We start from the raw sequence: 19,826 nt of genomic DNA on the forward strand, positions 1-19,826 counted from the left end.
GATTCAATTCTTACTTGATTTAGTGTATTTCAGTATCTCTACCGTTATTTCCTGCTGTGCTAACTGCTCAATAAAGTCTGCTTCATCGGCTGCTGATTTGTAGAGATTTAGAATTGTCTGCTTAGTCGCTTCAAGCCTTTGGTTCACTTGTTTCTTTTCCGCCATCTTCTGCTGAAATTGCTCATACGCAATATGTTCTACTATCTCCTCTTTACTTTGATAATTATTTTCCATCACTAAGTCATAAGATTTACGTTTTAGCGTGGTTAGTAGAGCATCTTGATGCTTGATTTTGCTGAGGTTTTTCTTGTGTCTGTATTCAGCTTCCAATTGACCGTTTTTCATTACTTTAGCCATTGGGTCATTGGCTGGGCGTATCTCGTTAGAAACATTATTACCAGTGTGTGTAAGGTTGTATTTTCGCTCTATGTCTTCACACGATTGGCGCATTCTTCGCTTAGAGTTTTTAACTCTCTGGTATATTCCGCTTGAGTTATACATTGATCTTACAATATGGAAGTGTAAACGCCCGCTGTCTTTCTGCGGCCAGACAAGATAAGGAGTGTTTTGCATATCATATAAAGTAGATAGTAGCTCTATGCTGATTTTAGCCAGTTTGGCTTCACCAAGGCGAATGTTGTCCTTATCATCAAAACTAATCACTTCGTGAGCATAGAGCTTTGTTTGGCGTTTATTTTTTGATAGTGATTGGTTGAGTGCTATTTCGTCGATAAAACAGTTCATAAAGTCTTGGTAATTCTCAGCATTAGCTATATCAATAACCCCTAAGTTCGAAAAAGGTTGAAGTAAGCGAGGGTTATCAGCTGAGTTAAGGTGTTCTTTGGCTACAGTGTTGTATTTTATAACGCTTTTTAATTGCCTAATCGTCTCTCCTTCGTGAAGTAGCTTTGCGATTGCCATTACTTACTACCTTCAATTACAAACGTCCTTAAAACCTTGCTTTTGATAGAGGATATTTGTATCGCTAGCTTTTTGAGCTTCACTGTGTCCGATACAGTTATTGTTTTGCTGCTATTAGCCACTTTCGTTATTTGATTGAGGTTATTGCCGCAACGCCTCAGTTCCGTCAAAATCTCGAGCAAATATTTGCTGTCTTGAAGTATGACTTTAGGTGCTTCGATTTTTTTTCGATGTAGAAGCTTCTCTAACAATTCTAACCACGTTCGTGCGTTCAATTGTGTTTTAGCTTGTATAAGTGTCGCTTTCTCTGCGTCAGTGCAGCGTATTATGACTTTTGTGTTATTCCTCATGTAATCAATCCTCCAAATGAAATGCGGAAATTTAGACGTCTTTTGAAAGTTTGTTTCTCTAAAAAGTATGGCTTGGCTTATTTGCGTTTTTTCACTTTTTAGTATTTAAAATGTCAAACATTGTCTTTTCAAACAAGTGCTTTGGGGAACCCAAGGCTCAACTTGCCGCTACCGTTTCTGTCTTAATCTCTTATCTTCAAAAGAGCATATTTTGACACTTTGTCAAATGGGGACCTTTGTGATCTTTCTTCTATTTTCTGGCTAACCCCTTGCTATTCGGTTTTTTTGTGATAAATAAATTAAATTGAATAGGAGAAAAAAATGAAGAAAAAAGAAATAGAAAACACATTGCTGGTAAGGGCCAGAGCAGAGCTGCAGAAAACTAATCAATCCATTTTTTCAGGTGGTGCAAAAGATAGGTTATTTGAAAAAATTGATAAAAAGCTTGGTGAGGATGTTATTTTATTAAATGACCTTCAGGCCGCAGGCCTCGAGCCTTCTCAAAAATTGACAGACAGAATTACGGGTAGAGAAGAAGCGTTGGCAGATTTACAGGCAGAGATTAGTTCTAGAGTGACTGAGCTGCACGGTAATTTAGATATAGCTAAAAGTGCGATAGCTGAATTGAGAAAAGTGAACCCGAACAAAGCGAACGAGTTAGAAAACAGCCTTTCATTGAAAATCGAAGGAAAAAAGCGTTCTATTAAAAATAAACGATGAGAGTAATAAATCGTTGTAAAAGACCTACTACTCTTTATCAACGTTAGTTAATCTGTGGCTGTATCTTTACGAGGCTTTCTGGGAACTTCAATAGGCGGTGCTATGTTCAGCACCTTGGCTAATGCCTTATGAACAAATTTATTCGAATGAATGCTCTTTCTGTCGTCCACAAGAGTGTATTTTCGTAAACTGCTTTTTGGCTTAAACTCTTTCCAAAGTCTAAAGGGTTTTATTCTTTGGATCTGTAATTCAGTCAAAGGCTCATAGTTATCTAGAGTGGATTTTTTAAGCGTTATTTTATAGCCTTTAGCATAACGCCCAAGTGTTTCACCGACTATTTCGTGCCCCAATAACTCTGCCGTCATCGTCGGGTTTTCATCATTCTGTTTACGTTCATCTGCGAATGTATGGCGAAAGCTGTGAAACGACTTGCCGGGCGCTTTTATATTGAGAGAACCAATGTATCGGTCAAAAGACTTACTGCTGTTGTGACCATATCCATCACGTCCTTTGACCAAGTCAGGGAAAAGCAATTTGCTGTTAGTTGTTTTGGCTTTGTAGCATTCTTGAAGGTGCTGAACATATTTTACAAAGCCGAGCTTAACAAGGGTTTTGTGAATAGGCACTTTTCGAATACTGTTTACCGTTTTGACCGCTTTATCTTCTTGATCATTGATATCTATAAGCCAAACATTGTCCTCTTTATAAATGTCATCCAAACGTAATTGAGATAATTCACCCAATCGAGCACCAGTATACAAACCAAGCAGCGGTAACCAGTATTCGTAGGTTCTGATGTGTGTGCTTTTGACGTATTTATCAGAGCCAAACATCTGATCTAAATCATCAGCGTTAAAGCGTTCTCTTTGGTCTTTAGCCTGAACCTTCTGAGCTTTATCCTTAATCCGCATCTTATCAAGAATATTGACTGGCATATATTTACGCTGGACGGCCCAGATGAAAACACTTTTTACTTTTTCGATGTTTTTGTTGGCATTAGTCGTTTTCATAGGCTCAAAAGTCCCTTCCATCGCCAGTAAATCCTCAATGGATTTATCACGAAAAGCTGAAAGTTTGTTGCGATTTGCGGGGAGTTTTCTAAGCGTGTTGATGTAGGTATTTGCTACGTCATAATCTAACTCATCAACAAATAGGTCGCCTACGATATCAATAAACGTTTTGTAAAAAGATAGGTTGGTTGAATGGGTTTTTTGATCGCGCCATTCCGCACTTTGTTCGTCATAAAATTTGTTGAATAACTCAGATATTTTTAACATAGATTTCGGGACGATAACAGGCTTTGAAAATGCTTCAAAGTCTTTGGTTTGAACACTTTCACCTTTTTCTAACAGTGAGAGCAGCTTCACAAAGTTATGCGTATCTTCTTCATTATCTAATGAAATATTCTCTAAAATAATATCTTCATATTGGTTGTTCGTATTCGTTCGCACGGCTGGAGTGGTGCCATCTTGCATTTCCCCTTTTATCAGATCAACGACCACGCTACCTGCATTATTACGGCTGGCTTTTGCGTATCGAGTGAGCTGGGATGGTGTCGATGGAGGTGGGGTAGGTTTATGGCGTTTTACGACCATACGACCGATGTTGACAGACTTCAAGTTTGAAGAGGTGTCGTAATTTACTAAACCTTTCTTTTGCTTAAATTGGATTTGTGAAATATACGGCTCTGGATCAGATAATGTGGGTGATGAAAGTAGGTCAATAATGGCAATAAACCGATTAATTTTATCTACACTACCTAAATCAATATCTGACAATGAATAAGGTCGAAGGGCATCAATATTATCAAACGCTTTTTTGATGCGATCTTTGCGCTCCAGTAAAAAGAACAATTGTTGGGTAAACTGCTGGTCGTTAATTGCCTCAACTGCTCGTTGTTGCAACATTAATTCGCGTTGTTGCCCTTCATCCAGTTCTGAAAAAAGGGTGGTCATCCATTCTCGCTTCTTCATACTTTCTCTTATTTCGCCAAATAATAAGTCAAACATTACCTTGTGATGTCGTGCGGCTTCGATGGCTTTGGTTCGACATTTGGTCTGAAGGCTTATTTTAATTTCTTTTTTGGCACAAGGTATGGCATTAAGAATATCGAAAGGGGTGCGTTGGCGAAAGTAAAAAGTATTAAATCGATTGGCGTAAATGAATTGTTTGCTGATCATAATAGTGTGGCTCACCTATGTGGCTCACTTGCTTATAACCGTTATTTGATAAGATTTGCTTTGAAACGGGCAAAAAAAAGACCTATAAACCATTGATTTATAAGTCTTTTTTATTTCTAATTGGTGGAGGCGGGGGGGGTCGAACCCCCGTCCGTCAGTCCGCTGCCATCGGCTCTACATGCATAGTCACTTCTATTATTTGACCACGAACCGCCCGAAGGACAGGGTGTTAATGGCGAGCCTACTTAATCTTATAACCTTATCCCTAGGCGGGGCATCAGTTAGCATCTCGTAATTTATGATACTGCAGAGTCTCTGGCTACAAGCAACCTGAGGGCAGCACACTAGCAGCGGTTTAGGCTGCTAAAGCGTAGTTTTCGTCGTTTGCGACTATTAAATTGATGCGGGGGATTTACGAGATCACGCATCACTCTCGACATGCACCTTTGGGTTTGTAACCGACGTCGAAACCATGTCGCCCCCAAAAAGGTAGCGCTAGTCTATCGCAAACAATGTGCTTACGCTAGAGATAACGCTGAAATGCTTAATCTGTTCATATTCATACACTATTCAGCATAGTCTATGGGTCGCATGCTAAGCACTGTGTTTCATTAATCGTTCTTTGTCTCTTGACCAGTCGCGATCACGTTCGGTATCCCGTTTGTCGTGTTCTTTTTTACCGGTTACTAAGGCCACTTCGCATTTGATTTTGTTGCCTTTCCAGTACAAAGCCATGGCCGCACAGGTTTTGCCTTTTTGCTCGGTAACTTGGATGATGCGATCAAGTTCTTTGCGGTTAAGTAAGAGTTTACGCTGGCGTAGCGGTTCACATACTACGTGCGTTGAGGCACTTAGTAATGGTGTGATACGCGCGCCAACAAGCCACGCTTCGTTTTGGTGGATAATCACGAAGGAGTCGACTAGTTGGGCTTTGCCTTCACGCAGACTTTTTACTTCCCAACCAGATAAAACCAAACCGGCTTCGAACTTCTGGTCGACAAAGTAGTCGTATTTTGCACGTTTATTAAGCGCGATTGTGCCCGTGCTGCTGGATTTTTTCTTTGCTTTACTCATAGTTAGAAATTATACGGTCGATAGAGGCAAAAACCTATGCTTTTCTTGAGGTATGCGCCTGAATGTTAGAAAATTCGTACTTGTTGATTAATTTGTCTGGTTAGGTATCGCGGATGTGTTGGCCACGTGTGCGTTTTATTCCTATCCTTAAACACTTGTTGTGTATTTAGAGCCTAAATTTATGCCGGAAAGTCGATGTTTACAAGGTATCTGGTCCAGTCCGTGGATATTTATTTTTGCAGCTAGCGGATCGGCGGTCGGATTAGGGAATATTTGGAAGTTCCCTTATGTGCTTGGCCAAAATGGCGGCGGTGCCTTTTTGTTGGTGTATTGCTTGTGCTTGTTGTTGGTTGGATTACCTGTGTTGATGGCCGAAGTGGCTTTAGGTCGTACGGTGCGTTCAAACCCTATTGATACGGTGAACGATTTAAGCGAACGTCGGATAGTGCATTCGGCGTGGGTGTTTGTGCCTTGGTTAGCGGGTGTGACGGGCTTTTTAATTCTGACTTTTTACAGTGTTATTGCGGGTTGGTCTTTGGGGTATTTAGATCGGGCTGTTTCTGGCGATTTTGCAGGTATCACGCAAGCTGGTGCTTCGAATATGTTTGATACTTTGTTGGCGACCCCGACAGAGATGTTATTGTGGCATTCGGTGTTTATGGCTTTGGTGGTGTTGACGGTGGGGCAGTCGGTGACCCGTGGTTTGTCTGCTGTGGTGCGTATTCTTCTGCCGGTTCTGGTTGTGACTTTGTTGTTGCTGGCTTGTTATTCCATGATGATTGGTGACATGAATCAGGCGTTGGATTTTATGTTCCGCTGGTCTTGGAAAGACATCACGTTTGATGTGGTGCTGTCGGCAGTTGGATTGGCGTTGTTTAGCTTGAGCGTTGGCATGGGCGCCATGTTTGCTTACGGTGCGTACATGAGTAAGCGAATGTCCATCGCCCGTGCTTGCAGTATTGTCGTAGGCGTGGATTTGTTGGTGGCGATTCTTGCTGGGTTGGTGATTTTTCCATTGGCATTTTCGTTCCAGATTGATGTCGAAGCGGGGCCAAGCCTGACGTTTGTGTCCTTACCCATTATCTTTGGCGGCTTACCCGGCGGTCAATTTTTTGCCGGCGTGTTCTTCTTGTTGCTTGTGGTGGCGGCGTTAACGTCGGCGATTTCTATGTTGGAGCTGTTTGTTGCTTGGCTGCATGAAAAATTTTATATCGCCCGCTTGAAAGCTGCGCTATTGATGGGGATCGCAGTTTGGTTTGTGGGGATTGCGGTATTGTTGTCGTTTAACCATTGGGACAGCAAGCTTTTGTTTGGGCTAAACTTTTTTGAATTGTTGGATGAATTTACGTCTTTGATTTTACTGCCAGTTGGCGCAATTTCTTTGTCTATTTTGGTGGCGTGGTTTATTCCTCATTCTATGTTGCAGAATGAGATGATTACAAAGCAGGTTACTCATTTTCAGTGGTGGTATAAGACGTTGAAATACATCAGTATTCCCGCAATGATTGTGATTACTTTTGCGGGTTGGATAGGAGCGTAGTTTGAGTCATATAGAGCGGTTCGCACATGTGAATTACAGTTGTGAACAGATGTTTGCTTTGGTTAACGACATAGATGGTTACCCTGAGTTTTTACCCGGTTGTATGAGTTCTACATTAATTTCAAAAACGCCTACGGAGATCGTGGCGTCTTTGGAGGTTGGTAAAGGGCCTGTTCGACAGTCTTTTACCACCAAAAATTATTTACAGGCGTGCAATAAAATTGAGATGACCTTGGTAAAAGGGCCATTTAAAAGTTTGCATGGTGTTTGGACATTCACAGAGTTGTCGCCAACAAGTTGTAAAATTATGTTGAGTATTCAGTTTGAGCTGAGTGGCATGTTGAAGTTTGCTTTTGGTGGTGTCTTTAGCCAAATTGCAAATACCATGGTGGATTCTTTTAGCAAACGTGCGAAAGTGGTATACGGTGAGTAGTATGAGAGTGGAAGTGGCGTATGCTTTACCTGAAAAGCAAAAAATTATTGCTTTAGAGGTGGAAGAAGGTTGTAGCGTTCGAGACGCGGTAAGACGTTCTAATATCAATGCTTTTTTTCCGGACGTAGATGTAGAAACGGTAAAAGTTGGCATTTTTGGTAAAGCGGTACGAAATGCCGAAGAGCAGGCATTAAAAGAAGGCGAGCGAGTAGAGCTGTATCGCGAGCTGAAGGTTGACCCTAAACAGGCTAGAGCCAACCGTGCAGCAAAGAATGGTTAATTGTTTTTGATTTCGGTTAAAACGCCGTTGTTAAAAATGAGTACTAGATCGTCGACATCGCTTTTTTTGGCGTCTGGTGCCGTATACAGAGATGTGTACAAGTAGTGCCATTCATTTGGCTTGAAGGTGTCTCTTAACATGGGGTTTCCCAATAGATACGTAACCTGAGACTCGGACATGCCAATTTGTAACTGTGAAAGCTGATCCTTCGTTATTTGGTTTCCTTGTGAGACCGGAACCTTATAAGGAGGCGGAAATAAACTGCAAGCACCCAATGACAGTGCTGCGCATAGTATTAAAACTGTTTTTTTCATTTGTATTATCCTTAGTCTGATATGCTAATGATAAAGTAATTATCAACAAGATCGAATAGAGAATGACTCATGACTAGCGAAAATCAAGAGCTAAAGAAAGCGGGACTGAAAGTTACCCTACCACGCGTGAAAATTTTACAAATTCTTGAAAGTGCGGGCGACCGTCACATGAGTGCGGATGATGTGTATCGCACCTTGTTGGATCAAGGGGAAGATGTTGGCTTGGCGACGGTGTATCGCGTGTTGACGCAATTTGAAAGCGCCGATCTTGTTCAGCGTCACCATTTTGAAGCAGGCACGGCGGTGTTTGAGTTGGCGAAAGGTGATCACCATGATCACATGATCTGCTTAGACACGGGTAAGGTGATTGAGTTTGTCGATCCGATTATCGAGAAGCGTCAGCATGAAATTGCCGAAGAGCATGGTTTTGAAATTGAAGATCACAGTTTGATTATTTACGTGCGCCCTAAGAAAAAATAAACCTTAGGGTCGTAAAGTAGTGTAAGTGTTAAACAGAAAGGTCTAAATGTTGTCATTTAGACCTTTTTTGTGGGGGTTATTGAAGTTGCACGTTGCCCAACATTTCTCTGGCATGGGCTAGCGTTTGTTCGGTGAGCTCTAAGCCACCAAGTAGTCGTGCGATTTCTTGGGCGCGGTCTTGATCCTTGAGTTGTTCGACTTTGGAGGACGTGGCTTGGTTCTCGACCAGTTTACTGACTCGTAAATGCTGGTTGCCTTGCGCGGCGACTTGCGCCAAGTGAGTTACGCAAAATACTTGGCCGCGTTTGCCAACGGAGCGCAGCATACGGCCAACGACTTCCGCGATACCACCGCTGATGCCTACGTCTACTTCGTCAAACACCAGTGTCGGAATAATCGACGTGTGTGCGGTAACGACCTGAATGCCTAAACTAATACGAGACAATTCACCGCCAGAAGCCACTTTGCGCAGTGGTTGCGCTGGCTGGCCTGGGTTGGACGCGATCATGTATTCAATGTCCTCAAAGCCATTGGCTGTGACTTGATTGAGTGGTTGGCATTGAATATAAAAGCGAGCATGTGGCATGCCCAGACCATGTATTTGCTCTTCAACTTTTTGGGCAAGGTCGTCTTTGGCGACAATGCGCTTTTCTGTCAGCGTGGTGGCTAGTGCGGTGAGTTTTTCATAAGCCAGCTCTTCTTTTTCCTTTAATGACTCTAGGCTTTCTTCGCTGCCTTGCAGGCTGTTTAGCTCTGCTTCTACGCTTTCTCGCAACGCTAATAATCCTTCGGGCAGGGTTCTGTGTTTGCGAGCGGTATCGTAAATGTCAGATAAACGCATCTCTATGTCGCCAAGGCGTTCAGGATTTTGCTCTAATGTGTCTTGATAATGGTGCAGGCTGTCCGCGGCTTCTTGGGCTTGGATTAATGCGACATTCATCATTTCTAATGCGTTTTCCAGTTCTTTGGTGGCCGGACGAATCTGGCTGGCGCTGTTAATGGCTTGATGCAATAAAGAGCATACATTGCCTTCGTCGCTGTCGATCAAAATGCCACTGGCTTGATAGGCTTTGAATTGTGAGTCGGCAATGTTGGACAAAAAGGCTTGCTCGTTTTCTAGTTCTTCGATTTCGCCTTCTTTTAGATCCAATTGTTGAAGTTCTTGTGCTTGGTAAGACAGCAGTTGAACTTTGGCGTCTTGTTCAGATGAGCGGTTTTGCATCGCGGACAACTCTTCTTTGAGCTGTCGCCATGTGGTGTATTGCTGGCTGACTTTTTTGCTCAACTCGGTCAATTGGCCGTATTCGTCAAGCTGCTGGCGTTGTGCGTTCTTCTTGAGTAGCGATTGGTGTTCGTGTTGGCCGTGAATGTCGACCAGTTGACTGCCGGCCTCTTTTAAGTCGCTAAGTGTGCATGGACGGCCATTGATGTAGGCTTTGGAGCGACCCTCTTTGCTGATAACGCGGCGTAAAATGCAGTGTTGATCTTGTTCTAGATCGCGTTCTTCAAGCCACTTATAAACATGCGGGTAGTGCTGTATGTCGAAACTGGCGCTGATGTCGGCTTTTTTCTCGCCGTGTCGAACAACGGCGGCGTCAGTTCTATCCCCTAAACAAAGCGATAAGGCGTCCACCATAATGGATTTGCCCGCCCCTGTTTCACCAGAGATCACAGTCATGCCTTGTTTGAACTCCAGCTCTAGGGATTCAACAATGGCGAAGTTGGAAATAGCGATGCTTGTCAGCATAGAGTGCTCCAATTAGAGAATAGATTTATATGGTTATTTATACAGTACTTGGTTGTTTTTTGACAAGTAGCAGGCATAAATTTAATTCCCATAAAATTTATGCGGCCATAGTGTTGAAAGGTCAAAAGCTGTCCCCATATAAGCAGCACAGACAAAGAATTGTTTCTGTTATTTGGAGTTGAAGAATGAGTGAGCAGCAAAAAAATCCTAATCTAGAGGCGGAGCAAGTTTTGAACAGCGAGACGCAGAACGAAACAGTAGAAGAACTTTTAGAACCTGAAGTAGAGGTTTTGGAAGAAGTTACTGAAAACGAAGAGCTTGCAAAAGCGCTGGAAGAAGTCGCTCAGTATAAAGAAGCGGCGCTTCGTGCACATGCTGACGCACAAAATGTTCGTCGTCGTGCTGAACAAGATGTTGAAAAAGCGCACAAGTTTGGTTTAGAAAAGTTTGCTAAATCCATTGTGAACGTTGCAGACAATCTTGAACGTGCCTTGGCCTCTGCGCCAGACACAGGTGAATCTGATCCTGTGCGTGAAGGTGTCGAATTGACGCTGAAAGATTTGCTAGAAACACTGGCGCGTTTTGAGGTTAAAGTGGTTGATCCACATGGCGAACCATTCAACCCAGAATTACACCAAGCGATCACTATGGTGCCGAACCCAGAGCTAGAAGCCAACACTGTTATGGATGTTGTGCAGAAGGGTTACACCATTAACGGCCGCCTTTTGCGCCCAGCAATGGTCGTGGTTTCAAGCGCCGCTTAAAAATACTGTCATTTTTTTGACACTGGACGCTTGAAATACTTTTAAGCGTACCCAAATACAGAATTATCATTGTAACAAACGAATTTATTGGAGATACAAACCATGGGTAGAATCATTGGTATTGACTTAGGTACAACGAACTCTTGTGTTGCTGTTCTAGATGGCGAGAAAGCGCGCGTTATTGAAAACGCAGAGGGCGATCGCACGACGCCTTCTATCGTTGCCTTCTCTGAAGACGGCGAAGTATTGGTTGGTCAGTCTGCTAAGCGTCAGGCGGTTACTAACCCAACAAACACTTTGTTCGCTGTTAAGCGTTTGATCGGTCGTAAGTTCAAAGACGACGTGGTTCAAAAAGACATCTCTATGGTGCCTTACAAAATCATCTCTGCAGACAATGGCGATGCGTGGGTAGAAGTGAAAGGCGACAAGAAAGCGCCACCACAAATTTCAGCTGAAGTTCTTAAGAAAATGAAGAAAACAGCAGAAGACTACCTAGGTGAGAAAGTCACTGAAGCGGTTATCACCGTGCCTGCTTACTTCAATGACTCTCAGCGTCAAGCAACAAAAGATGCGGGTAAAATCGCTGGCCTAGAAGTGAAACGTATCATCAACGAGCCAACAGCGGCGGCTTTGGCTTACGGCCTAGACAAGAGCTCTGGCGACTCTACTATCGCGGTTTATGACCTTGGTGGTGGTACATTCGATATTTCTATCATCGAAATCGCTGACGTAGATGGCGAGAAGCAATTCGAAGTATTGTCTACAAACGGTGATACTTTCCTAGGTGGTGAAGATTTCGACATGCGCGTTATCGAATACCTAGCGGCAGAGTTTAAGAAAACATCTGGTATCGATCTGCACAACGATCCTCTTGCGCTACAGCGTTTGAAAGAAGCGGGTGAAAAAGCGAAAGTTGAGTTGTCTTCTTCTTCTCAAACAGAAGTTAACTTGCCTTACATCACGGCTGATGCGACTGGCCCTAAACACTTGAACGTAAAATTGACACGTTCTAAGTTGGAGTCTTTGGTTGAAGAGCTCGTGTTGAAGTCTCTTGAGCCTTGCCGTCAAGCTCTGAAAGATGCGGATCTTTCTGCTTCTGATATCGACGAAGTTATCTTGGTTGGTGGTCAGACTCGTATGCCATTGGTGCAAGCGAAAGTAACAGAATTCTTCGGTAAAGAGCCACGTAAAGACGTGAACCCTGACGAAGCGGTTGCCATCGGTGCGTCTATCCAAGGTGCGGTATTGTCTGGTGATGTGAAAGACGTTCTTCTTCTTGACGTTACACCTCTGTCTCTAGGTATCGAGACAATGGGGGGTGTGATGACGGCGTTGATCGAGAAAAACACGACGATTCCGACTAAGAAATCTCAGACATTCTCTACAGCGGAAGACAATCAAAATGCGGTAACTATCCACGCATTGCAAGGTGAGCGTAAGCAAGCGTCTCAAAACAAATCTCTAGGTCGTTTTGACTTGGCTGACATTCCACCTGCTCCACGTGGTGTGCCTCAAATCGAAGTAAGTTTTGACATCGATGCCAACGGTATCTTGAGCATTTCTGCGAAAGACAAAGCAACCGGTAAAGAGCAGTCTATCGTGATTAAATCTTCTTCTGGTCTAAGCGATGAAGAAGTTGAAAAAATGGTTCAAGACGCAGAAGCGAATGCGGAAGAAGACCGTAAGTTTGAAGAGCTTGTTCAAGCTCGCAACACAGCTGACGGCATGATCCACGCAACACGCAAAACATTGACTGACGCTGGTGACAAAGCAACAGCGGAAGAAAAAGAAGCGATTGAAACAGCGATTACTGAGCTTGAAGAAGCATTAACGTCTAACGACAAAGAGAAGATCGAAGAGAAAACCAATGCGTTGACTCAAGCGTCTGGTTCTTTGGCTCAGAAGATGTACGCAGAAGCTGAAGCCGGTGCTCAACCTGCTGAAGGTGAGCAAGCTAAATCTCAGGATGATGCGGTTGACGCAGAATTCGAAGAAGTAAAAGACGACAAAAAATAAGCGTTAACCCCTTATTTTGCCCTGATTAACAGGGTCGTTTATGGCAAGCACGGTTTTGAACCGTGCTTTGCTGTTTACACTATCTATGATTGATGAGCACGCAGTGGCATATCTTTCCCTTGACGCTTTTCCGCTCAGACTATCTTAGATACAGAATATTTTTAAATTCAGACTTTTCAATTCAGGAATGCCTGCGATGAGCAAAAGAGACTATTACGACGTTCTTGGGGTGGCCAAAGGCGCGGATAAGAAAGACATTAAAAAAGCTTATCGTTCTTTAGCGAATAAGTACCATCCCGATAAAAACCCAGACAACCCAGAAGCGCTGGATAAGTTCAAAGAACTTGCCGAGGCGTATGAAGTTTTGTCTTCTGACGAAAAACGTTCTGCTTATGATCGCTTTGGTCATGAAGGCGTTAATGGTCAAGCGGGCGGCTTTGGTGGCGGCGCGGGAGCAGGTGGCTTTAGCGATATTTTCGGCGATGTGTTCGGTGATATTTTTGGCGGCGGAGGTGGCGGCGGACAGAGCCGTACTCGTCGTGGTTCGGATTTACGATACACGTTAGAGCTGGATCTTGAGCAAGCGGTTTGGGGTTGTGAAGAAAAAATTCGCATTCCGACACTCGTTGGTTGTAAAACGTGTGACGGTTCTGGTGCGAAAAAAGGATCGACGCCGAAAACTTGTGGCACCTGTGGTGGTGCTGGTCAAGTTCGCATGTCACAAGGTTTCTTTTCTGTGCAGCAGGCGTGTCCAGAGTGTCACGGTGCCGGTCAGGTGATCAGCGACCCTTGTAACGACTGTCATGGCCAAGGTCGTATTCAAGAATATAAAACGCTTAACGTTAAGATCCCAGCTGGTGTCGATACGGGCGACCGTATTCGTTTGTCAGGTGAGGGCGAAGCGGGAACACATGGCGGTCCAGCGGGTGATCTGTTTGTTCAGGTTTCTGTTAAGCCTCACAATATCTTCGAGCGCGATGGCGCTAACTTGTATTGTGAAGTGCCCATCAGTTTCACTACCGCCGCATTGGGCGGGGAAATCGATGTGCCGACATTGGACGGGCGTGTGCGTCTAAAAGTCACGGCTGAATGTCAGTCTGGTAAGTTGTTCCGTTTGCGCAATAAAGGGGTAAAACCTGTGCGCGGAGGTCCAGTTGGTGACTTGATTTGTAAGGTTGTGGTAGAAACGCCGGTGAACTTAACGTCACGTCAAAAAGAGTTATTCACGGAACTGGCAGAAAGCATGGGAGAAGGAACCGATCACTCTCCTAAGCAAAAAAGTTGGTTTGATGGTGTGAAACGTTTTTTCGATGATATTAAGAAATAAACGTGTTTGAGCGATAGCTGCTTCAAGTAAAAAAGGCGCTTATTTAGCGCCTTTTTCTTTTAATAAGTAGTCAATGTAGCTGCGTAGTAAGTTAGCGGCATTGGTAAAACTTTTGTTGTTTGGAATAATGAAATCCGATTTGCTGCGAATGTCGATGGTCTTCAGCGATGCTTGACGGACATGGCGCATGTAGCGGCTGGTCACTTCATTCACATCGCGTCCGCGCTCTGCAATGTCTCGCTTCAAGCGTCTTACGATAGCGATGTCCATGTCGGTATCAACATACAGTAGGTAGTCCACAGCGTCGCGAATGCCTGGGTCTTGGAACATCATGTGCCCTTCAACCAGAACCACATGAGTGGGCTCTAGATTACGATAACCAACACGCTTATGTTGAGAGTGATCGTAAACGGGGATTTCATTTGGCTGCTGGCGGTTTTTGCAGTTATGGATCGCAAGCGTGATGCTTTCTAGGTCAAGCGAGCTTAGATCGTCAAAATTATAAACGTCTGGGTCTATGCTGCCGCATCCATTATAGAAGCTGTCTTGACACAGAACGGTAATCTTGTCGCCTTGGTCTTCTGCTAAAAGAGAACACAGACGGCTTTTTCCGCTGCCAGAAACGCCTGTAATGCCGATTACAAGTGCCATGGGTTACCTCAGTAAATAAAGTGTTGGAGCGCCTTGAATTGAAGGGGCTTATGGTGTTGTATTATACATCAGGTTTGGTGTTTTTTGCTCGCCAAACTGAATCGAGAGACAGTAATAGGGAAGATTAAATGCTCAGTAAAGTGGCCTCAATGTTGATTGTCTTCGCACTTGCTTTATCCTACGGTGAGGCGATGGCTGCAACAGCGGACAATAAGGAAAGTTCGACATTTTCGACGGTGGCTGAGTTGTTTGGTTTGCCGTTGAATGATTTGAGTCTGTCTCAATTAGAAAGCCGGCTAAATACAATGGGGCTGAGTAGTTATCCGTCTTACAAACAAGGTGTGATGACTTACAGTTTGGGGCCTGAAGGAATTTTGGGTGTGACGAATGCTACCATTTATTCGAATCGTTCTGGTTATGTTCGCCAAGTCTTATTGTCTGGTGTCGTTGAAAGTAACGAAAAGCGTAAGAATTTGGGGACGTTGTTGGGGAAAAAATACGGCGCTCCAACGGAAGGTTTTTTAAACAATGGCCTTGGGCGTTCAAAGTGGCACTTTAGTGATGGCACCTCCATTGATTTTCGTAATACGACGTACGATGTTTCTATCTTGTATGTGGATGAACAGCCTAAAGTGGCAACGCGTTCTGGGCAAATTGATGTGGAAGCCTTGTCTCGTCAGAAGTAGTGTTTGTCTCGTTTTTTATGTAGTTAGTTGTATATGATTATTTTAGACCTTAATTTGCGTTTGGCGTATTTTATTCAGCCGCACTTACAAGACATTTCCTTAGCGTTGGTTGCCACTTGTTTGGTTGTGTATGGCGATAAGGTGAATGGCTTTTTGAAAAATTTAGTGTCTTCTTGGGTGTTTATTGCCCGAGTGGTGGCGTTCATTTTGATGTGTACTTTCGGGTATGGTCTCTTAACTTTGTGGAGTCAGCCTTTGGTGTACTGGGGAATTACTCATATAGATCTGATCTATCGGCCTGCTTTTATCCTTTCTTGTTTTTGTATTTTAGGTGTTTTGGCTGAAAGAAAGCGGCATTTGTAAAATAATTCATGAAATTTCCTGTCAGTTTCTGTTGCGAAATTACAACATAATGGTGTCGTAAGTGGCAATGCTTGGCGAAAACGGCGCATTATGTAGTAAAGTTTCTAGACCTTCCGCGTTATTTCGTTATTTCTATAAAAAAACACCCTAAAGTCCCGTTTTTAAAGGTTTTTTGTAGTCTTCTTACAATTTGTTTTTGCCTTATTCTGCCGTTAGACTGCGCCCATATTGATATTACAAAGTCTTTTTTCGGGGGCAGAAAATGACAAGCACTTGGTTACAGGCACTTTCACAAGCAGAATCTATGATTCCTCTTTTGGGTAAACTTGGTCGTGAAAAAGCGGTAAAAGTTCAGTTAGCAGGCAACACCTTAATGGCGGATTCTGTTACTGGTCTGATGGCTGCGTTTGACCAGCATCCTGAATTAGATCTTGTTCAAGTCTATCAAGTGTTGGAGCAAGTATTAGCAAGCGGCGTGTCTCATACCGTTGTTGAGTTAGAAGAATTGATCGCTGAAGCCGATGTGGCGTCTGTATTGGCAAACCAATCGAGCGATGGTTCTGAAACACCTGTTGTGCTGTATGGCTTTGGGCGTATCGGGCGACTATTGGCTCGTCGTATGTGTACTCTTGGGCACACGACTCCAGGTATGGCATTGGCAGCGATTGTTGTGCGTAAAGCATGCGACAACGATCTTGCTAAGCGCGCTAGCTTATTGAAATACGACTCTGTTCATGGCACTTACGAAGGCTTGGTAAAAGTCGACGAAAAAAATCAGTCTCTTATCATTAACGGTTTGACTGTCAAAGTGATTTACGCCTCAGACCCTGCTGAGGTTGATTATCAAGCATACGGTATCAATAACGCATTGTTGGTTGATAACACAGGCCGCTGGCGCGATCACGATGGTTTGAGTGTTCATTTGAACCGTCCTGGTATCGAGCGTGTTGTTCTGACGGCTCCTGGCAAAGAAATGAAAAACATCGTGTTTGGCGTTAACGATGGTGACGTAACTGATGCCGATCGCATTGTTTCTGCTGCGTCATGTACTACCAATGCCATTACTCCTATCTTGTCTGTACTGGAAAAGCAGTATGGCATTGAGTCGGGTCATGTTGAGACTGTTCATGCTTACACCAATGACCAGAACTTAATCGATAACATCCATAAAGGTGACCGCCGTGGTCGTGCTGCTGGCATGAACATGGTTATGACAGAAACAGGCGCAGCGAAAGCGGTTTCTAAAGCGATTCCTTCATTAGAAGGCAAGTTGAGCGGCAGTGCGATTCGTGTACCTGTGATTAACGTATCGATCGCTGTATTGAGTCTGAATTTGAAGTCGGCAACATCGGTTGAAGCCATCAATGAATTGTTGAAAGCGGCGTCTAACAGCGTTGAATTGACGGGACAAATTGGTTTCAGTGAAGAAGCGGACGCAGTAAGTTCTGACTTTATTGGCTCTCAGCAAGCGGGCATTTTGGATTCCTTGTCCACCAAGGTTCGTGGTAATCAAGCGACTTTGTACGTTTGGTACGATAACGAATACGGTTACAGCTGTCAGGTTGTGCGCTTGATGGAGAAGCTAGCCCAAGCAAATTTTACGAATGTTGAGTTGCTTGAGAACGAAGCAGCTTAAGAAATGACCGGACACATTTAATGTGTTATTCAACGGCGGCCTTTAGGTCGCCGTTTTTTTTGGCCATTTTTTGTCACCATCATTGGTTGTATTTTTTGCGCAAAAAAAAGCCGGACAAAGGTCCGGCTTCAACAAAAGTAACTAGCAGTTGTGAATTACATCATCCTGTGGGGAATGGTGAAACTCGCCTAAATTATGCTGTGGGACATAATTTAGAGGCGATACAGTTAGGGCTGTATCGGTAAATATTAGGTCGCTGTTCAACCTAAGAGATGAAGGTATTCTAGCTTTTTAAGTCATGATGACAAACGATATAAATTGATTTGTTGGATTAGTTGAATTAATGCAAAATAAGCAGGCTTTGGCTTCTATATTTTTTGCTGAGTTTGTTTTTTAATTAATTTTTCTGGTTTTGTTGAAAATAGCGACTTATCGCGTCTTTTTTTATATCAATATCCGCCGAATTGATTTTTTGTCGCTTTAATTGTATTTCTGAAAATGTATTTCTTTACGATCTTGCAGTAGCTGAGGTCGTCTTACTTTGGTGATTGTATGAAATCTATTCCATTGGCTGGTCTGGGCACATTTGCGATAGCCGCGCGTCATTTAAGTTTTACTAAAGCCGCGCAAGAGATGCATTTAACGCAAGGTGCCGTCAGTCAGCAAATCCGGCAGTTAGAAGAGCGGTTGGGCGTGACGCTGTTTGTTCGCTACCATCGACGGCTTGAGTTGACGGTGGCAGGAGTGCGACTGGCGGTGCAGCTTAATCATAGCTTTACTGAAATAAGTGACCTGATCTTAGAGCTACAAGAAGAAGAAACCTCTAATATTTTGACGGTGTCAGTGATGCCGTCGTTTGCAACAAAATGGTTGATCCCTAGGTTAGGGAGTTTGCAAGAAGCGTATCCAGATTTGCAATTACGCATTCAGGCGAATGACAGAGAAGTCAATTTCCAGCGGGATCGAATCGATGTGGCGATCGTGCACAGCCATGTGCATAGTTCAAAGGGCTATATTGTTCCTCTGATGAAGGATCAAGTTTTTCCTGTTTGCAGCCCAGCGTTTGCGAAGCAACGTGATTTGTGTGAGCCTAGCCAACTGGCTCAAGTTCCTTTGTTGAATGACGATTCAGAGTGGCGCTTTTCAAGTCCGTATGCAGAGTGGGAAAAATGGTTGCTGCTGGCGAATACTAAAGGGATAAAGGCATCTCGGGGGATAAGCTTTAATCGCGGAGATTTGGCTGTTCAGGCTGCCATTGCAGGCCAAGGGGTGGCATTGGGAAGAACGCCTTTGGTCATGGATGATATTCAGCAAGGGCGATTAATGCGGCCTTTTGAACAAGCGCTGGATGAAGGGCACGCATACTTGTTTGTTTGCCCTGAAATGCAGCGTCAGCGGGAGCCAGTTCAGCAGTTACTTAGTTGGCTGGTCAGTGAGTGTTGTCACTATTCCCCAGAAGATGCGCTGACAACACCCGACCAACTTAACTAATCAGTTGTCCATTATCAGTTTTATGGAAATAGCTAAGCACATAATGATCACCATTGGACGAATCAATGTTGCGCCTTTGGTGATGACAAGACGAGACCCAATTTGTGCGCCAAACCATTGGCCAATGCCCATTACGATGCCTAATGCCCAAATAAGGTGACCGCTAAACGCAAACATAGCCAAAGACGATAAGTTGCTGGTGGCATTCAGCACTTTGGTGTGAGCTGTGGCGGATACCACGGTTAATCCCATCAAACACAAATACGCCGTTGAGAAAAAAGCGCCTGTCCCGGGGCCAATTAACCCATCATAAAAGCCTATGCTGGTGCCAATGATGACCGCAAATTGCACATGAGTCAGTGAGAATTTACTGGCAATGTAAGGCTGAACTTTGGGCAGAAAGAAAAAGAAGATAGCGACAGCAATCAGGATGATAGGGACGGCTTTTAGCAATAAGCTACTGTCCAAATAGGACACCAGTAATGTGCCGCAAACGGCACCGAAGGCGGTCATTGCAATGGGTAGCCACATGTCCGACAACCTGACTTGGCCTTTCTTAATAAAATGATAGGACGCCGAGACAGTTCCGGCGCAGCCTTGCAATTTGTTGGTCGCTAGAGCTTCTGCTGGTGACAGACCCGCGGCCAATAATACTGGTACCGTGATGAGCCCACCGCCACCGGCGATCGCATCGATCGCGCCCGCCAAAAAAGCCGCGCCAAATAGTGCGAGATACACCCACAAAGAGATATCAAAAAATACAAAGTCCATTAGTGCTTTTCCTATCCGGCAGGCAGAGTGGTTTTAGTGATCGATGACTTGGTAGTAGAGCAAAAAAAGCCTATCTAGACAA

Annotated in this window: 20 protein-coding genes and 1 other RNA gene; 12 read left to right on the forward strand and 9 right to left on the reverse strand. The window is 43.9% G+C overall.

The window, feature by feature from the left end; genetic code table 11:
* Nucleotides 1-3: 3 nt before the first annotated feature.
* On the reverse strand, nucleotides 4-921 hold the full coding sequence (locus AABA11_RS02480; RefSeq protein WP_338265075.1) for a relaxase/mobilization nuclease domain-containing protein: 918 nt from the start codon (nucleotides 919-921) through the stop codon (nucleotides 4-6).
* Nucleotides 921-1,271, reverse strand: a complete 351-nt coding sequence (gene mobC, locus AABA11_RS16680; RefSeq protein ID WP_420915688.1) for a plasmid mobilization relaxosome protein MobC — start codon at nucleotides 1,269-1,271, stop codon at nucleotides 921-923. Before mobC ends, AABA11_RS02480 begins: the two co-directional genes overlap by 1 nt.
* A 321-nt stretch (nucleotides 1,272-1,592) precedes the next feature.
* Here mobC and AABA11_RS02485 point away from each other — a divergent pair, with 321 nt between their 5' ends.
* A complete protein-coding gene (locus AABA11_RS02485) occupies nucleotides 1,593-1,991 on the forward strand; it encodes a hypothetical protein (RefSeq protein ID WP_338265077.1) in 399 nt (132 codons plus the stop codon).
* Between the two features lie 47 nt (nucleotides 1,992-2,038).
* On the opposite strand, the gene AABA11_RS02490 is transcribed toward AABA11_RS02485, so the two are convergent.
* The 3 genes from AABA11_RS02490 to smpB form a co-directional block, all read right to left on the reverse strand.
* Nucleotides 2,039-4,171, reverse strand: coding sequence for a tyrosine-type recombinase/integrase (locus tag AABA11_RS02490; protein WP_338265079.1), 2,133 nt, complete (start codon nucleotides 4,169-4,171; stop codon nucleotides 2,039-2,041).
* Nucleotides 4,172-4,292: 121 nt separating this feature from the next.
* Nucleotides 4,293-4,654, reverse strand: a transfer-messenger RNA (tmRNA) gene (ssrA, locus tag AABA11_RS02495).
* Nucleotides 4,655-4,765: 111 nt separating this feature from the next.
* Nucleotides 4,766-5,245, reverse strand: coding sequence for an SsrA-binding protein SmpB (gene smpB / locus AABA11_RS02500; protein ID WP_265728647.1), 480 nt, complete (start codon nucleotides 5,243-5,245; stop codon nucleotides 4,766-4,768).
* A gap of 181 nt (nucleotides 5,246-5,426) precedes the next feature.
* Here smpB and AABA11_RS02505 point away from each other — a divergent pair, with 181 nt between their 5' ends.
* The 3 genes from AABA11_RS02505 to AABA11_RS02515 are packed head-to-tail and all read left to right on the forward strand — an operon-like array spanning nucleotide 5,427 to nucleotide 7,498.
* Nucleotides 5,427-6,785 carry a sodium-dependent transporter gene (locus AABA11_RS02505; RefSeq protein WP_338265082.1) on the forward strand — a complete coding sequence of 453 codons (1,359 nt, stop codon included), beginning with the start codon at nucleotides 5,427-5,429 and terminating at the stop codon, nucleotides 6,783-6,785.
* Nucleotide 6,786: 1 nt separating this feature from the next.
* The gene (locus tag AABA11_RS02510; protein ID WP_265728649.1) at nucleotides 6,787-7,218 is read left to right on the forward strand and encodes a type II toxin-antitoxin system RatA family toxin; all 432 of its coding nucleotides are present in this window, start codon (nucleotides 6,787-6,789) and stop codon (nucleotides 7,216-7,218) included.
* Between the two features lies 1 nt (nucleotide 7,219).
* Nucleotides 7,220-7,498 (forward strand): RnfH family protein, encoded by a 279-nt coding sequence (locus tag AABA11_RS02515; RefSeq protein ID WP_265728679.1) that lies wholly within the window; start codon nucleotides 7,220-7,222, stop codon nucleotides 7,496-7,498.
* Here the strand turns inward: AABA11_RS02515 and AABA11_RS02520 are convergent.
* Entirely contained in the window at nucleotides 7,495-7,812 is a 318-nt protein-coding gene (locus tag AABA11_RS02520; RefSeq protein ID WP_265728650.1) for an outer membrane protein assembly factor BamE, read from the reverse strand. The genes AABA11_RS02515 and AABA11_RS02520 overlap by 4 nt on opposite strands.
* Before the next feature lie 69 nt (nucleotides 7,813-7,881).
* On the opposite strand from AABA11_RS02520, the gene fur reads away from it, so the two are divergent.
* Entirely contained in the window at nucleotides 7,882-8,292 is a 411-nt protein-coding gene (gene fur, locus AABA11_RS02525; RefSeq protein ID WP_265728651.1) for a ferric iron uptake transcriptional regulator, read from the forward strand.
* A 76-nt stretch (nucleotides 8,293-8,368) separates the two neighbouring features.
* Here the strand turns inward: fur and recN are convergent, their stop codons facing one another.
* Entirely contained in the window at nucleotides 8,369-10,039 is a 1,671-nt protein-coding gene (gene recN, locus AABA11_RS02530; RefSeq protein ID WP_265728652.1) for a DNA repair protein RecN, read from the reverse strand.
* A gap of 185 nt (nucleotides 10,040-10,224) precedes the next feature.
* Here recN and grpE point away from each other — a divergent pair, with 185 nt between their 5' ends.
* From grpE to dnaJ, 3 genes are all read left to right on the forward strand, one after another.
* Nucleotides 10,225-10,803: a nucleotide exchange factor GrpE gene (gene grpE / locus AABA11_RS02535; protein ID WP_265728653.1), complete on the forward strand. Its 579-nt coding sequence runs from the start codon at nucleotides 10,225-10,227 to the stop codon at nucleotides 10,801-10,803.
* Nucleotides 10,804-10,905: 102 nt separating this feature from the next.
* The gene (gene dnaK / locus AABA11_RS02540; RefSeq protein WP_265728654.1) at nucleotides 10,906-12,819 is read left to right on the forward strand and encodes a molecular chaperone DnaK; all 1,914 of its coding nucleotides are present in this window, start codon (nucleotides 10,906-10,908) and stop codon (nucleotides 12,817-12,819) included.
* A 196-nt stretch (nucleotides 12,820-13,015) separates the two neighbouring features.
* Nucleotides 13,016-14,146, forward strand: coding sequence for a molecular chaperone DnaJ (gene dnaJ, locus AABA11_RS02545; protein WP_265728655.1), 1,131 nt, complete (start codon nucleotides 13,016-13,018; stop codon nucleotides 14,144-14,146).
* Nucleotides 14,147-14,185: 39 nt separating this feature from the next.
* Here dnaJ and AABA11_RS02550 read toward each other — a convergent pair whose 3' ends face one another.
* Complete coding sequence (locus AABA11_RS02550; RefSeq protein WP_265728656.1) at nucleotides 14,186-14,797, reverse strand: uridine kinase family protein; 612 nt, start codon at nucleotides 14,795-14,797, stop codon at nucleotides 14,186-14,188.
* 128 nt (nucleotides 14,798-14,925) lie between these two features.
* On the opposite strand from AABA11_RS02550, the gene AABA11_RS02555 reads away from it, so the two are divergent.
* From AABA11_RS02555 to gcvA, 4 genes are all read left to right on the forward strand, one after another.
* Complete coding sequence (locus AABA11_RS02555; RefSeq protein WP_265728657.1) at nucleotides 14,926-15,483, forward strand: uridine kinase; 558 nt, start codon at nucleotides 14,926-14,928, stop codon at nucleotides 15,481-15,483.
* A 33-nt stretch (nucleotides 15,484-15,516) separates the two neighbouring features.
* The gene (locus AABA11_RS02560) at nucleotides 15,517-15,846 is read left to right on the forward strand and encodes a DUF3392 domain-containing protein (RefSeq protein WP_338265088.1); all 330 of its coding nucleotides are present in this window, start codon (nucleotides 15,517-15,519) and stop codon (nucleotides 15,844-15,846) included.
* Nucleotides 15,847-16,108: 262 nt separating this feature from the next.
* Complete coding sequence (locus tag AABA11_RS02565; RefSeq protein WP_265728659.1) at nucleotides 16,109-17,482, forward strand: glyceraldehyde-3-phosphate dehydrogenase; 1,374 nt, start codon at nucleotides 16,109-16,111, stop codon at nucleotides 17,480-17,482.
* A 552-nt stretch (nucleotides 17,483-18,034) separates the two neighbouring features.
* The gene (gene gcvA, locus AABA11_RS02570) at nucleotides 18,035-18,973 is read left to right on the forward strand and encodes a transcriptional regulator GcvA (RefSeq protein WP_265728660.1); all 939 of its coding nucleotides are present in this window, start codon (nucleotides 18,035-18,037) and stop codon (nucleotides 18,971-18,973) included.
* Here the strand turns inward: gcvA and AABA11_RS02575 are convergent, their stop codons facing one another.
* Nucleotides 18,974-19,744 (reverse strand): TSUP family transporter, encoded by a 771-nt coding sequence (locus tag AABA11_RS02575; RefSeq protein ID WP_265728661.1) that lies wholly within the window; start codon nucleotides 19,742-19,744, stop codon nucleotides 18,974-18,976.
* Nucleotides 19,745-19,826: the final 82 nt, after the last annotated feature.

The organism is Marinomonas pontica, assembly GCF_036322735.1.
GTDB classification, from domain to species: Bacteria; Pseudomonadota; Gammaproteobacteria; order Pseudomonadales; family Marinomonadaceae; genus Marinomonas; species Marinomonas pontica.